The organism is Streptomyces sp. NPDC056128 (assembly GCF_042263835.1).
In the GTDB taxonomy this organism is placed as follows: Bacteria; Actinomycetota; Actinomycetes; order Streptomycetales; family Streptomycetaceae; genus Streptomyces.
On sequence record NZ_JBHJVQ010000013.1, the window covers coordinates 100,487 to 113,204 of the forward strand.

11 protein-coding genes are annotated in these 12,718 nt (G+C 73.0%); 5 read left to right on the forward strand and 6 right to left on the reverse strand.

The genetic code is table 11. The features are described from left to right. Positions 1–29 precede the first annotated feature (29 nt). The 3 genes from ACFC1X_RS24110 to ACFC1X_RS24120 all read left to right on the forward strand — a co-directional run bounded on the left by ACFC1X_RS24110 (position 30) and on the right by ACFC1X_RS24120 (position 3,314). The gene (locus ACFC1X_RS24110; protein ID WP_376356806.1) at positions 30–1,265 is read left to right on the forward strand and encodes a low temperature requirement protein A; all 1,236 of its coding nucleotides are present in this window, start codon (positions 30–32) and stop codon (positions 1,263–1,265) included. Between the two features lie 47 nt (positions 1,266–1,312). Further along, positions 1,313–2,347: a P1 family peptidase gene (locus ACFC1X_RS24115; RefSeq protein ID WP_376356808.1), complete on the forward strand. Its 1,035-nt coding sequence runs from the start codon at positions 1,313–1,315 to the stop codon at positions 2,345–2,347. 217 nt (positions 2,348–2,564) lie between these two features. Beyond that, positions 2,565–3,314 (forward strand): DUF6227 family protein, encoded by a 750-nt coding sequence (locus ACFC1X_RS24120; RefSeq protein ID WP_376356810.1) that lies wholly within the window; start codon positions 2,565–2,567, stop codon positions 3,312–3,314. Positions 3,315–3,369: 55 nt separating this feature from the next. On the opposite strand, the gene ACFC1X_RS24125 is transcribed toward ACFC1X_RS24120, so the two are convergent. From ACFC1X_RS24125 to ACFC1X_RS24140, 4 genes are all read right to left on the reverse strand, one after another. Continuing rightward, positions 3,370–5,445 (reverse strand): fructose-specific PTS transporter subunit EIIC, encoded by a 2,076-nt coding sequence (locus tag ACFC1X_RS24125; protein ID WP_376356812.1) that lies wholly within the window; start codon positions 5,443–5,445, stop codon positions 3,370–3,372. Positions 5,446–5,542: 97 nt separating this feature from the next. Beyond that, positions 5,543–6,490 (reverse strand): 1-phosphofructokinase, encoded by a 948-nt coding sequence (gene pfkB / locus ACFC1X_RS24130; RefSeq protein WP_376356814.1) that lies wholly within the window; start codon positions 6,488–6,490, stop codon positions 5,543–5,545. Continuing rightward, positions 6,487–7,248, reverse strand: coding sequence for a DeoR/GlpR family DNA-binding transcription regulator (locus ACFC1X_RS24135; protein WP_376356815.1), 762 nt, complete (start codon positions 7,246–7,248; stop codon positions 6,487–6,489). The genes pfkB and ACFC1X_RS24135 overlap by 4 nt, the downstream gene beginning before the upstream one ends. 145 nt (positions 7,249–7,393) lie before the next feature. Then, entirely contained in the window at positions 7,394–8,926 is a 1,533-nt protein-coding gene (locus ACFC1X_RS24140; RefSeq protein ID WP_376356817.1) for an MFS transporter, read from the reverse strand. Positions 8,927–8,988: 62 nt separating this feature from the next. Between ACFC1X_RS24140 and ACFC1X_RS24145 the strand changes: the two genes are divergently transcribed. Then, positions 8,989–9,966 (forward strand): helix-turn-helix transcriptional regulator, encoded by a 978-nt coding sequence (locus tag ACFC1X_RS24145; protein ID WP_376356819.1) that lies wholly within the window; start codon positions 8,989–8,991, stop codon positions 9,964–9,966. Between the two features lie 9 nt (positions 9,967–9,975). Here the strand turns inward: ACFC1X_RS24145 and ACFC1X_RS24150 are convergent, their stop codons facing one another. Next, positions 9,976–10,662 (reverse strand): TetR/AcrR family transcriptional regulator, encoded by a 687-nt coding sequence (locus ACFC1X_RS24150; protein WP_376356821.1) that lies wholly within the window; start codon positions 10,660–10,662, stop codon positions 9,976–9,978. A gap of 360 nt (positions 10,663–11,022) precedes the next feature. Next, positions 11,023–12,021, reverse strand: coding sequence for an RNA polymerase sigma factor RpoD/SigA (locus tag ACFC1X_RS24155; RefSeq protein ID WP_161326716.1), 999 nt, complete (start codon positions 12,019–12,021; stop codon positions 11,023–11,025). 178 nt (positions 12,022–12,199) lie between these two features. Between ACFC1X_RS24155 and ACFC1X_RS24160 the strand changes: the two genes are divergently transcribed. Further along, on the forward strand, positions 12,200–12,718 hold the full coding sequence (locus ACFC1X_RS24160) for a GNAT family N-acetyltransferase (RefSeq protein WP_376356823.1): 519 nt from the start codon (positions 12,200–12,202) through the stop codon (positions 12,716–12,718).

Here is a 12,718-nt window from a genome sequence, read left to right on the forward strand (position 1 = left end):
CCGGCGTCGTCTCTGCTGTGCTGGGAGCCATGACGTCCAGTCCCCAGCCCGCGGGCGCGCCCTCGGGCCCGCCCGGCGCCCGCCCGCCGGTCCGCAGACTGAAGGCCCGCGGCAGGCAGGAGCCGCACCGCGTCGCCACGCCGCTGGAGCTCTTCTTCGACCTGTGCTTCGTCGTCGCCATCGCCCAGGCGGGCCTGCAGCTGGTGCACTCGGTCGCCGAGGGCCATGCCGGCGAGGGCGTTCTCGACTACGCGATGATCTTCTTCGCCATCTGGTGGGCGTGGATGAACTTCACGTGGTTCGCCTCGGCCTACGACAACGACGACGTGCTCTACCGGATCGTCACCCTGGTGCAGATGGCCGGTGTGCTGGTGCTGGCGGCGGGCGTCTCCCGGGCCTTCGAGGAGCACGACTACGTGGCCGTCGTGCTCGGCTACGTGATCATGCGGGTCGCCATGTCCGTGCAGTGGCTCAGGGCGGCGCGCACGGCCGGGGCGCCGGAGCGTGCCATGGCCCTGAGATACGCGGGAGGCGTGCTGGTCTGCCAGGTCGGCTGGCTGGGACTGCTGGTCCTGCCGGAGGGCGGCCGCGGCTGGCTGTACCTGGCGATGGTGGTGCTGGAGCTGTGCGTGCCGGTGTTCGCCGAGCGCCGGCACATGTCGTCCTGGCATCCGCACCACATCTCCGAGCGGTACGGGCTGCTCACGATCATCGTGCTCGGCGAGACCATCGCGGCGGCCACGGTGGCGGTGAAGTCGGGCATCGAGGAGAACGACGCGCTGGGCGAGGTGCTGCCGATCGCGGCGGGCGGACTGCTCCTCGTCTTCTCCGCCTGGTGGATCTACTTCGTGGTCCCCGTCCACAGCCGACTGCGGACCAGCAGGCAGTCGTTCGTGTGGGGTTACGGCCACTACGTGGTGTTCGCCTCGGCGGCCGCGATCGGGGCGGGGCTGGAGGTGGCGGTGGAGCAGACCGTGGGGAAGGCGCACATCTCGACGCTCGCGGCGTCCGCGGCGGTGACCCTGCCGACGGCGCTGTTCCTGATCACGGTCTGGGCGCTGCACGCACGGCACTTCAAGGTGGGCATCGCCGAGCAGTTGGTGCTGCCGACCGCCGCGCTGCTGGTGATCTGCTGCACCTTCCTCGGGGACATGGCGGTGCTGGTGGCCGGAGTCGTCCTGGCGCTGGCCGTGGCGGCCGGCGTGACGCTGACCGCGCGGCGCACCGGGCGGACGCGGGGCGGCGCGACGCCGCCCGCCGCCTGACCGGGCGCGGCCCGCCCCGGGCCGTCGGTGTGGACGAGACTGGCGGCATGACAGTTGACGCATTGACGGACGTCGCCGGTCTGCTGGTGGGGCACGCGACGCGGCGCGGCGACGGATGGCTCACGGGGACGACGGTGGTACTCGCTCCGGAGGACGGAGCGGTGGCGGCCGTGGACGTGCGCGGCGGGGGCCCCGGCACCAAGGAGACCGACGCGCTCGATCCGCGCAACCTGGTGCAGCGGGTGCAGGCGGTGGTGCTGACCGGCGGCAGCGCGTACGGGCTCGACGCGGCGTCGGGGGTGATGGCCTGGCTGGAGGAGCGGGGACGCGGGGTGCGCGTCGGGCCGGACCCCGCGCACGTGGTGCCGGTGGTGCCCGCGGCCTGCGTCTTCGACCTGGGGCGCGGCGGCGACTTCCGGGCCAGGCCGGACGCCGCCACCGGACGGGCGGCCGTCGAGGCGGCGCAGGCGAGCGCGGACTCCCCCGGCGCCGGGGTGCCGCAGGGATGCGTCGGGGCGGGCACGGGGGCCGTGGTCGGCACGCTGAAGGGCGGGGTCGGCACCGCGAGCACAGTGCTGGACTCGGGCATCACGGTGGCGGCGCTGGTGGTGGCCAACGCGGCGGGATCGGTGACGGACCCGGAGACGGGGGTGCTGTACGGGGAGTTGTTCGGCGGCGGGCGGGTGCCGTACCCGGCGCCGGAGGTGCACGCGGCGGCGGGTCGGCGCCTGGCGGAGGTCGCGGCGAGGAACGCGCCGCCGCCGTTGAACACCACGCTCGCCGTGGTCGCCACCGACGCCGACCTGTCGAAGGCGCAGGCGCAGAAGCTGGCCGGCACGGCGCACGACGGCATCGCGCGCGCGGTGCGGCCGGTGCACCTGCTCAGTGACGGGGACACGGTGTTCACGCTGGCGACCGGGGCGCGTCCGCTCGCCGAGGGGCAGCCGCTCGCGCTGAACGAGGTGCTGGCGGCGGGCGCGGACATGGTGACGCGCGCGATCGTCCGCGCGGTCCGGGCCGCCGGGCCGGTGGACGGACCGGGCGGGGCCTGGCCGTCGTACGGGGAGCTGTACGGCGGGTGACGGGGGAACGGCCGGGCGGTGTGGAAAAGTTGCGGCGGATGTCGTCCGAACCGCCTTTGAGCAGCGGATTTTGACGGAAGGTCGGGTCGCGCGGGAACTTTTTGCGCGGCCCGCGGGTTTTTCGTGCGTACGTTTTCTCGGTTCCCGGACATGATGTCCGACCGAGGGGCTACGGTATGCACCCACTAGGTGACATGCAGCAACGCCGGGAGAAACCTTGAGCGTTCCGTACGAGACGGCAGCGTACGAACCACCCGAGTCGCCCGAGTCTCCGGAGGAGCACCTCATGCGGCTGCTGGGTCGCGCCCTGAACTCGTTCGAACTGCCCGACGAGACGATACGGCGCCTGGACTGCGCGCTGGCGCACGACGGTTCCCTGCACTCCGCGCACCACAGCGCGGGGCTGCACCGTGAGACGTACCGGCACACCTGGCTGCTCGCCGACGGTTCGGCGCTGACGCTCTGGGAGCTGGTCCACAACACCGTTCCGGGCGGTGAACCGCAGCACGAGGTGTACCTGGACGACGAGGAGCTGCGCACCGCGACCTCCCGGCTGGCGCTGCCGCCGGAGACGCCGGACTTCGAAGTGCCGGTGCAGGTGCACCATTACCCGGTCCCGGCCCCCCGGCACACCTACGTCTCCGACGCCTCGGCGGACCACGCCCGTCGGCTGCTGCGCCGCGCGGAGAACGCGGACCGGCCGGGGTCCGAGCTGGCCGAGCTGCTGGCGACGGCGTCCGCGCACCAGATCATCCAGGCCTTCGGCGGTCCCGGCCGTGCGGGCCGCGCCCGGGCCGGGTTCTCGCTCTACGAGCACGCGTTCCTGCTCCGGGACGGCGCCGAGGTCTCCCTCTGGGAGGTCGAGCACACGGCCACGCCCGACGGTCGGCACATGTGCGAGGTCTACGACAGCGAGGACGCGGCCCGCCGCGCGATGGAGCGACGGGCCGCGCAGCTCTCCTCCTGAGCGAAGGGCCGTGAGCGGTGAGCGGTGACGGCGGGAGTGTCCGGCCGCGCCGGCTCTACGCGGCCACCGGCTGCTTCGCGCCGGGTGCCGGGGCCGACGGATCGGCGCCGCCGGGCCCCTGGGCCGTCGCTCCCGGCGCCGGTTTGCGCAGACCCTTGAGGACGATCACCAGGGCCGTGGTGACGCAGACGCCGGCCGCGATGGCGACCAGGTAGAGCAGCGGGTTGCCGATCAGCGGGACCACGAAGATGCCGCCGTGCGGGGCCCGCAGCGTGGCCCCGAAGGTCATCGACAGGGCGCCGGTGACCGCGCCGCCCACCATCGAGGACGGGATGACCCGCAGCGGGTCGGCCGCGGCGAACGGGATCGCGCCCTCGGTGATGAAGGAGGCGCCCAGCACCCAGGCGGCCTTGCCGTTCTCGCGCTCGGCAGCGTTGAAGAGCCGGCCGCGCACGGTGGTGGCCAGGGCCATCGCCAGCGGCGGGACCATGCCGGCCGCCATCACCGCCGCCATGATCTTCATCGCCGAGTCGCTGGGACTGGCGACCGCGATGCCCGCGGTGGCGAAGGTGTAGGCGACCTTGTTGACCGGGCCGCCGAGGTCGAAGCACATCATCAGGCCGAGGAGCGCGCCGAGCAGGATCGCGTTGGCGCCGGACAGGCCGTTCAGCCAGTCGGTCATCGCCGACTGCGCGGACGCGATGGGTTTGCCGATCACCACGAACATCAGGAACCCGACGATCGCCGCCGAGATCAGCGGGATCACCACCACCGGCATGATGCCGCGCAACGCCTTCGGGATGCGCACCCGTTGGATGGCCAGCACCACGGCACCCGAGATCAGACCGGCCGCCAGACCGCCGAGGAAACCGGCGTTGACGGTCAGCGCGATCGAGCCGCCGACGAAGCCGGGGACCAGGCCCGGCCGGTCGGCCATGCCGTAGGCGATGTAGCCGGCCAGCACCGGGACGAGGAAGGCGAAGGCCACGCCGCCGATCTGGAACAGCAGGGCCGCCCAGCTGTCCGCCTGGGTCCACACGAAGTGGTCCATCACGGACGGCGCCTTGTTGATCTCGTAGCCGCCGATCGCGAAGCCCAGGGCGATCAGCAGACCGCCGGCGGCGACGAACGGGACCATATAACTGACGCCGGACATCAGCCACTTGCGGAGCTTCGTCCCGTACCCCTCGCCGGACTCGCCGCCCCGCTCGACGGGGGTCGCACCGGCGGAACCGGACGAAGCCGTCGCCCCGGCCGCCGTGACCTCGCCGCGGGCCGCCTTCCCGCGGACCTCGCCGATCAGCTCGCCCGGCCGGTTGATGGCGGCCTTGACGCCGGTGTCGACGGTGGGCTTCCCGGCGAAGCGGTCCTTCTCGCGCACCGGCACGTCGTGGGCGAAGATCACGCCGTCCGCCGCCGCGATCACCGCGGGGTCCAGCCGGTCGAACCCGGCCGAGCCCTGCGTCTCGACGGCGACCTCGACGCCTTCCTCGCGGCCCGCGTTCTCCAGCGACTCGGCGGCCATGTAGGTGTGCGCGATGCCGGTGGGGCAGGAGGTGACGGCGACGATCCGGAAGGGGCGCTCGGGCGGTCCGGGATCCTCCCGCTCGCCGGTGCCGACCGTGGCGGCCCCGGCGGAGGCCGCCGCCGGGGCCGCCACGGAGTCCTCGCCGCCGGCGGCGGCCGCGGGCTCCTCGCCGCGGATCAGCGCCGCCGCGTCGGCCGGGTCGCCCACCGCGCGCAGCGCGTCCGTGAACTCGGCGTTCATCAGCTGCCGGGCCAGGGAGGAGAGGATCGTCAGGTGGGCGTCGTCGGCGCCCGCCGGTGCGGCGATCAGGAAGACCAGGTCGGCCGGGCCGTCCGCCGCCCCGAAGTCGATGCCCCGCGCACTGCGCCCGAAGGCCAGCGTGGGCTCGGTGACGTGCTCGCTGCGGCAGTGCGGGATGCCGATGCCGCCGTCGAGGCCGGTCGGCATCTGCGCCTCACGGGCGGCCACGTCGGCGAGGAAGCCCTCCAGGTCGGTCACCCGGCCCCGGGCCACCATCCGCTCGGCGAGGGCGCGCGCCGCCGCTTCCTTGGTGTCGGCGGACAGGTCGAGGTCGACCAGATCCGCACTGATCATGTCGCTCATCGCGGGCTCCTTAGCTCGCGTATCGCCCGGAACACGGGGTGAGGGGCGGGGGCGGGGAGGGGGACGCTTCGGTGCAGGCCGGGGATGTGGTCGGGGGTCATGACGTCGGCTCCCGCAGCAGGCGGTCCGTCGGCACCTCAGCCGTGACCGTCACGGCGGACGGATCCAGGTCGTTCGGCGTCGGCATCACGCTGCCCGGCAGCCGGACGGCGGCGGCGCCGTGCGCGACGGCGGAGGCGAGGGCGCCGGGCCCCGCTCCCCCCGCGATCAGGAAGCCGGCGAGGGAGGAGTCGCCGGCGCCCACGTTGCTGCGTACGGCGTCCACGCGGGCGGTGCCGAACCAGGTGCCCTCCTCGGCGACGAGCAGTTGCCCGTCGGCGCCCAGGCTGGCGAGCACGGACCGGGCGCCCAGCTCCCGCAGTTCCCCGGCGGCCTTCACGGCGTCGCCGACCGTGGCGAGCGGGCGTCCGACGGCCTCGGCGAGTTCCTCGGCGTTCGGCTTGACCACGTCGGGCCGCTCGCGCAGGGCCTGGAGCAGGGCGGGGCCCGAGGTGTCCAGGGCGATGCGGGCACCGGCGGCGTGTGCCCGGGCGACCAGCTCCGCGTACCAGGAGGGGGCGAGGCCGCGGGGCAGGCTGCCGCAGCAGGCGATCCAGTCGGCGCCGGGCGACTGGCTCCGCACGGTCTCCAGGAGCAGTTCCCGTTCGGCCGCGGACAGTTCGGGGCCCGGTGCGTTGATCTTCGTCAGGACGCCGTCGGCCTCGGCGAGCGCGATGTTGGAGCGGGTGGCCCCGGCGATCGGCACCGGCGCGACCTCGATGCCCTGGGCGTCCAGCAGATCGGCGACCAGTGCTCCCGGCGCCCCGCCGAGCGGCAGGACCGCCACGGTGCGCTGTCCGGCCGCCGTCACCGCCCGCGAGACGTTCACGCCCTTGCCGCCCGGGTCCACGCGCTCGCCCGTGGCGCGGACGACCTCGCCGCGGTCGAGCGAGGGGACCTCGTAGGTGCGGTCCAGGGACGGGTTGGGGGTGACGGTGAGGATCATGCGCGTACTACTTCCGTGCCGGCGCGCTCGACGTCGCCCGCGTCTTCGGGGCTCAGCCCGCTGTCGGTGATCAGCAGGTCCACGTCGTGCAGGGCGCCGAAGCGGGCGAAGTGCTCCTGGCCGTACTTCGAGGAGTCGGCGACCAGCACCACGCGTCGGGCGGCGGCCACGGCGGCCCGCTTGACGGCGGCCTCGGCGAGGTCGGGGGTGGTCAGGCCGTACTCGACGGAGAAGCCGTTGGCCGCCACCACCGTGACGTCGGCGCGGATCTCGCCGTACGCGCGCAGCGCCCAGGCGTCCACGGCGGCGCGGGTACGGTGCCGGACCCGGCCGCCGACCAGGTGGAGCTGGATGCCGGGGTGGTCGGCGAGGCGGGCGGCGATGGGCAGGCTGTGGGTGACGACGGTCAGCGACGACTCCGCCGGGATCGCCGCCGCCATGCGGGCCACCGTCGAGCCGGCGTCGAGGATCAGCGTGCCCTCGGTGGGCAGTTCGGCCAGGGCCGCCTTGGCGATCCGGTCCTTCTCGTCGGCGGCGGTGGACTCGCGCTCGGCGAGGTCGGGCTCGAAGTCGAGCCGCCCGGCGGGGATCGCGCCGCCGTGCACCCGGCGGAGCAGCCCGGCGCGGTCGAGCGCCGTGAGGTCGCGGCGGATGGTCTCCGCCGTCACCTGAAACTCCTCGGCGAGCGACACCACGTCCACCCGGCCACTGTCCCGGGCGAGCCGGAGGATCTCCTGCTGCCGCTCCGGTGCGTACATGACCGTTCACCTCCGAACTGTGCCCGAACCTGTGGTTTCTCTGGAGGCTACGCCCGGTATTCCGGATTGTAAACAGGGAAACACAAGCAGTCGGACACACTCGGGTATGAACGGGCATCTGTGGCGGAGGTACGGACAGCTGGGCTCAGAGCAGCACGGGCTCCTTCTCCTTCACCGGCTCCTCCGCCTCGGCCCCTTCCACGTGCTGCGCGGGCCGCTTGGGCAGCGCGAACATCAGCAGGAAGATGACGGTCAGCACCCCGGCCACCCAGCCCAGCGCGTTCTGGAAGGCGTCCGCGTAGGCCGGACCCAGGCGGGCGGGGGCGAGGTGGTCGCTCATCGTGCCGAAGAAGACCACCGACACCAGGCCGAGGCCGAGCGCGTTGCCCATCTGCTGCACGGTGTTGATGAGCCCGGACGCGGCCCCGGCGTGCCCACGCGGCACCTGGGACAGCACCGCGTCGGTCAGCGGCGCGACGATCAGGCCCATGCCGACGCCCATCACGGTGAGCGGCAGCGCCATCTGCCAGGACGCGATGCCGAGGCCGTAGCGCTCGGACTCCCAGATGTAGAGCAGCACTCCGGCCGCCATCACCAGCGCGCCCGCCTGGAGCACCTTGCGCCCGAAGCGCGGGACCAGCATCTGCACCGACACCCCGGCCGCCACCGAGACGGCGATCGAGAACGGCACTCCGGTCAGCCCGGCCCGCAGCGCGGTCCAGCCGAGTCCCACCTGCATGTACAGCGTCCACACCAGGAAGAAGACGCCGAGCGCGATGCCGAAGACGGTCTGCACGGCGATACCGGTCGCGAAGCTCTTCACCTTGAACAGCGACAGCTCGACCAGCGGCGAACCGTCCCGCGCGCTCTTGCGCCGCTCGTACGCCACCAGCACCGCGAGGACCACGAGCGAGCCGGCCATCGACAGGTACCCCCACAGCGGCCAGCCCAGCTCCTCGCCGCGGGTGAGCGGGTAGACCAGCATCAGCATGCCGAGGGTGACCAGGGCGACCCCGACCAGGTCGAGCCGCAGGGCGCGCGGTGCCTTGGACTCCGTGATGAAGCGGCTGCCGAGGACGAGTCCCGCGATGCCGACCGGCAGGTTGATGAGGAAGATGGGCCGCCATTCGAGGCCGAAGAGGTTCCACTCGGTGAGCAGGGCGCCCAGCAGCGGGCCGGATACGGCGCCGAGTCCGACGATCGCGCCGAACAGCCCGAAGACCTTGCCGCGTTCGTGCGCGGGGAAGGTGGCGTGCACGATCGACAGCACCTGCGGCACCATCAGCGCCGCCATGGCGCCCTGGAGGATGCGGGAGGCGACCAGCATCTCCGGGTTCGCCGCCAGACCGCACAGCGCGGACGCCAGGGTGAACCCGGCGATGCCGATGAGGAACACCCGCTTGCGGCCGTGGATGTCGCCGAGCCGTCCGCCGGTGATCAGACCGGCGGCGAAGGCGAGGGCGTAGCCGGCCGTTATCCACTGGATCTGGCTGACGGAGGCGCCCTCGTCCCGCTGGATCGACGGGATCGCGATGTTGACGATGGTGACGTCGACCAGGTCCATGAAGGCCGCGGTCATCACGATCGCAAGGGCGAACCAGCGGCGGCGGTCGCCCGCGGGCGGGGCGGGTGAAGCGGGCGGGGCGGGTGGCGTGTCCGGGGTCTGCGTGAAGGTCATGCGAGGAAGTTAGGACGGCAGTAGGACGGATCGCGTCCTAGATGTACGGCATCCTCGGTTCCATGACGACGGACACTCCGGCCCGGCTGCTGACGCTCCTCTCCCTCCTCCAGACGCCCCGCGAATGGCCCGGCGGCGAGCTGGCCGACCGGCTCGGGGTCTCCCGCCGCACGGTCCGGCGCGACATCGACCGGCTGCGCGAGCTGGGCTACCCCGTGCAGGCCACCATGGGCGCGGACGGCGGTTACCGGCTGGTGGCCGGCAAGGCGATGCCGCCGCTCGTCCTCGACGACGAGGAGGCGGTGGCCATCGCGGTCGGGCTGCGCGCCGGCGCCGGGCACGCGGTCGAGGGCCTGGACGAGGCGTCGGTGCGGGCGCTGGCCAAGCTGGAGCAGGTGCTGCCGTCCCGGCTGCGGCACCGGGTGACCACGCTGCAGGCCGCGACCACACCGCTGACCAGCGGGGACGGCCCGAGCATCGCGCCCGGCACACTGACCGTCATGGCCTCGACCGTGGCCGGACACGAGCGGCTGCGGTTCGCCTACCGCGCGGGCGACGGCACCGAGTCGCGGCGCGTGACGGAGCCGTACCGGCTGGTCTCCACGGGACGCCGCTGGTATCTGATCGCCTACGACCTCGACCGCGACGACTGGCGGACCTTCCGGGTCGACCGGGTCAGCGAGCCCTTCGCCACCGGCGCCCGGTTCACACCCCGGGAGCTGCCGGCCGGGGACGCGGCCGAATACCTGCGGCGATCCATGCAGCGGCGCAACGACTCGTACGGGATCGAGGTCCTCTTCCTCGAACCGCCCGAGACCGTCGCGGCACGGCTGCCGCAGTGGCTCGGGGCGCCGGAGGCGGTGGACGGGGGCACGTCGTGCGTCCTGCGGGCGACGGTGTCCGACGCGCCCGAGTGGATGGCGGTGCGGCTGGCGATGACGGGACTGGAGTTCCGGGTCCGGCAGCCGACGGAACTGATGGACCGGGTGCGGGAGTTGGGGGCGCGGCTGGGCCGGGCGGCGGAGTCGGGCGCCGGGTGACGCCGCAGCTCAGTCCCGCCCGGACGGTTCGTCCTCCCACGTGAAGCCGCGGAGGTCCGCCAGGTTCCGCAGGGCCTGGTCCAGGGGGCTGCGGGCCCTCTCGTCGGACGTCGCCCAGTGCTCCGCCGCGACGCGCACGGCGGCGCCCGCCACGGCGCCCGCGAAGTGGAGGCGGGGCGAGGCCGCGAGGCGTGCGGCAACGTTGTCGTCGCCGCCGGACATCCGCGCGGCCAGCGCCTCCACGAGCCCGCGTTCCGTGCTGTGGCAGACCTCCGCCCACACCTTGCGCAGCGCCGGGCTGCTCGCGGCCAGGCGGATCAGGGTGCGGGCCCACTCCCAGGAGGCGGCCGAGACTCCGGCGCCCGGGGTCAGGGTGTGCCGGACGGCGTGTTCCAGCGCCTCGGGCGGGGACAGCTCGGCCGGGGCGTCGCGGACCGCCCGCACCCAGCGCTCGGCGCCGAGGGCGTACAGCGGGGCGACGGCCTCCTCCTTGGCCGCGAAGTAGCGGTAGAAGGTGCGCGGGGCGATTCCGGCGGCGCGGGCGATGTCCTCGGCCCGGGTGGCTCTGAGGCCCTGGCCGACGAAGAGGCGGGCCGCCGCGCGGGCGATCTCCATACGGGTCTCGGCCTTGCGCCGTTCGGTCAGGGAGACCGGTCCCGACCCGGGGTCGGGGAATGCGGGGATGGTGCTGCTCACTTCGGCAGGCTATGCCGCTGTGGCAGAATCTGCCATTCGGCGGGCCACCCCGGGGTTCAGGTTCGGGGTGTCCCGCCGGCCCGCTCCGCTCTCCGGCAAGGAGAGAGCCGGGCTGCGGCACCCCGGGGGGAGGGGCGCCGAGCCCGGCTCGGGAAAGTCCCGGCACCGGGGGGAGTGCGTCGGGACGTGGTCCAAAGGGGGCGGCGGACCGGTGGTTCCGGGCCCCTGCGGGCGGGCCCGGAGTTCTTTTTCCCGGGCCCCCGCCGGTTGAAGCAGCGTTGTACGGCCATGTTTGCGCGGGGTTCGGCCACCGGCGTGCGCCCCACGCGTCACGTCACGCCCCCGCGTCACGCGCCGGCGCTACGCCGCCGCCTCGAAGCCGGTCGAGCGGGCCAGCTTCTTCAGCTCGAGCAGCGCGTGCTTCTCGATCTGCCGGATGCGCTCACGGGTGAGCCCGTGCTCCTTGCCGACCTCGGTCAGGGTGCGCTCGCGGCCGTCGACGATGCCGTACCGCATCTTGATGATGGAGGCGGTGCGCGGGTCGAGGCGGCCGATGAGGTCGTCCAGCTCCTCACTGCGCAGCAGGGTCAGCACCGACTGCTCGGGCGACACGGCGGAGGTGTCCTCCAGCAGGTCGCCGAACTGGGTCTCGCCCTCGTCGTCCACCGACATGTTCAGCGAGACCGGGTCGCGGGCCCAGTCGAGCACGTCGGTGACGCGCTCCGGGGTCGAGCCCAGCTCGGCCGCGATCTCGGCGGGCTCCGGCTCACGGCCGTGCTCGCGGTTGAACTCGCGCTGCACGCGCCGGATCCGGCCCAGCTCCTCCACCAGGTGGACGGGCAGGCGGATGGTGCGCGACTGGTCGGCGATGGACCGGGTGATGGCCTGACGGATCCACCAGGTCGCGTACGTCGAGAACTTGAAGCCCTTGCGGTAGTCGAACTTCTCGACCGCGCGGACCAGGCCGGCGTTGCCCTCCTGGATCAGGTCGAGCAGCGGCAGTCCGCTGCGCGGGTAGCGGCGGGCGACCGCGACGACCAGGCGGAGGTTGGACCGGATGAAGACGTCCTTCGCCCGCTCGCTCTCGTCGATCAGGGCCTGGAGTTCCTCACGGGTGGCATCCGCCCCGGTCTCCTCGTAGCCTTCGAGGACCTGCCGCGCGAAGACACCCGCCTCGATGGTCTGGGACAGCTCGACCTCCTTGGCGGCGTCGAGCAGCGGCGTACGCGCGATCTCGTCGAGGTACATGCCGACCAGATCGCGGTCGGCGAGCTCTCCGCCGTTGGCGCGGACGCTGGTTGCCGCGCCGGAGGTCTCGCCGGTGGCGGACTTACGACGGGCGACGGCACGGGTTGCCATGCGTGCTCCCTTGCGATGGTGGTTCAGCGGGTCCGGTGGACGCTCAGCACTGTGGGGGACTCTCCTCGGGTGCCCTGCATCCGATGGAAACAACGACTGGAATCCGGACAGAATTCCCAACCCGCCCCTCGATTTTTCTGATCATGCAGTACCCTGTGCCGCCACAGGAGGTGGCGAGATGCCGACGGCACGTACGGATGTCCAGGTCAGACCGGGAGTCGAGGACGACCTCAAGGCACTCACCGACCTCTACAACCACTACGTGTGTGAGACGCCCATCACGTTCGACACCGAGCCCTTCACGGCGGAGGAGCGCCGCCCTTGGCTGCTCTCCCACCCTGAAGACGGCCCGTACCGGCTGAGGGTTGCCACGGACGCGGACTCACAGGAGATTCTGGGGTACGCCACCTCCAGCCCCTACCGCGCGAAGCCCGCCTACGGGACCTCGGTGGAGACCACCGTCTACGTCGCCCCGGGCGCCGGCGGCCGGGGCGTGGGCACGCTGCTCTACACGTCCCTCTTCGAGGCGCTGGCCGGTGAGGACCTGCACCGCGCCTACGCGGGCATCGCCCAGCCCAACGAGGCGTCGGCCCGGCTGCACGAGCGGTTCGGCTTCCGGTACGTCGGCACCTACCGCGAGGTGGGCCGCAAGTTCGGCCGCTACTGGGACGTGGCCTGGTACGAGAAGCCGCTGTAG

Excerpts from the sequence above, each read along its gene's own strand:
- ACFC1X_RS24110 (WP_376356806.1), top strand. The coding sequence starts at position 30 with ATGACGTCCAGTCCCCAGCCCGCGGGCGCGCCCTCGGGCCCGCCCGGC.
- ACFC1X_RS24115 (WP_376356808.1), top strand. The coding sequence starts at position 1,313 with ATGACAGTTGACGCATTGACGGACGTCGCCGGTCTGCTGGTGGGGCAC.
- ACFC1X_RS24125 (WP_376356812.1), bottom strand. The coding sequence starts at position 5,445 with ATGAGCGACATGATCAGTGCGGATCTGGTCGACCTCGACCTGTCCGCC.
- pfkB (WP_376356814.1), bottom strand. The coding sequence starts at position 6,490 with ATGATCCTCACCGTCACCCCCAACCCGTCCCTGGACCGCACCTACGAG.
- ACFC1X_RS24135 (WP_376356815.1), bottom strand. The coding sequence starts at position 7,248 with ATGTACGCACCGGAGCGGCAGCAGGAGATCCTCCGGCTCGCCCGGGAC.
- ACFC1X_RS24140 (WP_376356817.1), bottom strand. The coding sequence starts at position 8,926 with ATGACCTTCACGCAGACCCCGGACACGCCACCCGCCCCGCCCGCTTCA.
- ACFC1X_RS24145 (WP_376356819.1), top strand. The coding sequence starts at position 8,989 with ATGACGACGGACACTCCGGCCCGGCTGCTGACGCTCCTCTCCCTCCTC.
- ACFC1X_RS24155 (WP_161326716.1), bottom strand. The coding sequence starts at position 12,021 with ATGGCAACCCGTGCCGTCGCCCGTCGTAAGTCCGCCACCGGCGAGACC.
- ACFC1X_RS24160 (WP_376356823.1), top strand. The coding sequence starts at position 12,200 with ATGCCGACGGCACGTACGGATGTCCAGGTCAGACCGGGAGTCGAGGAC.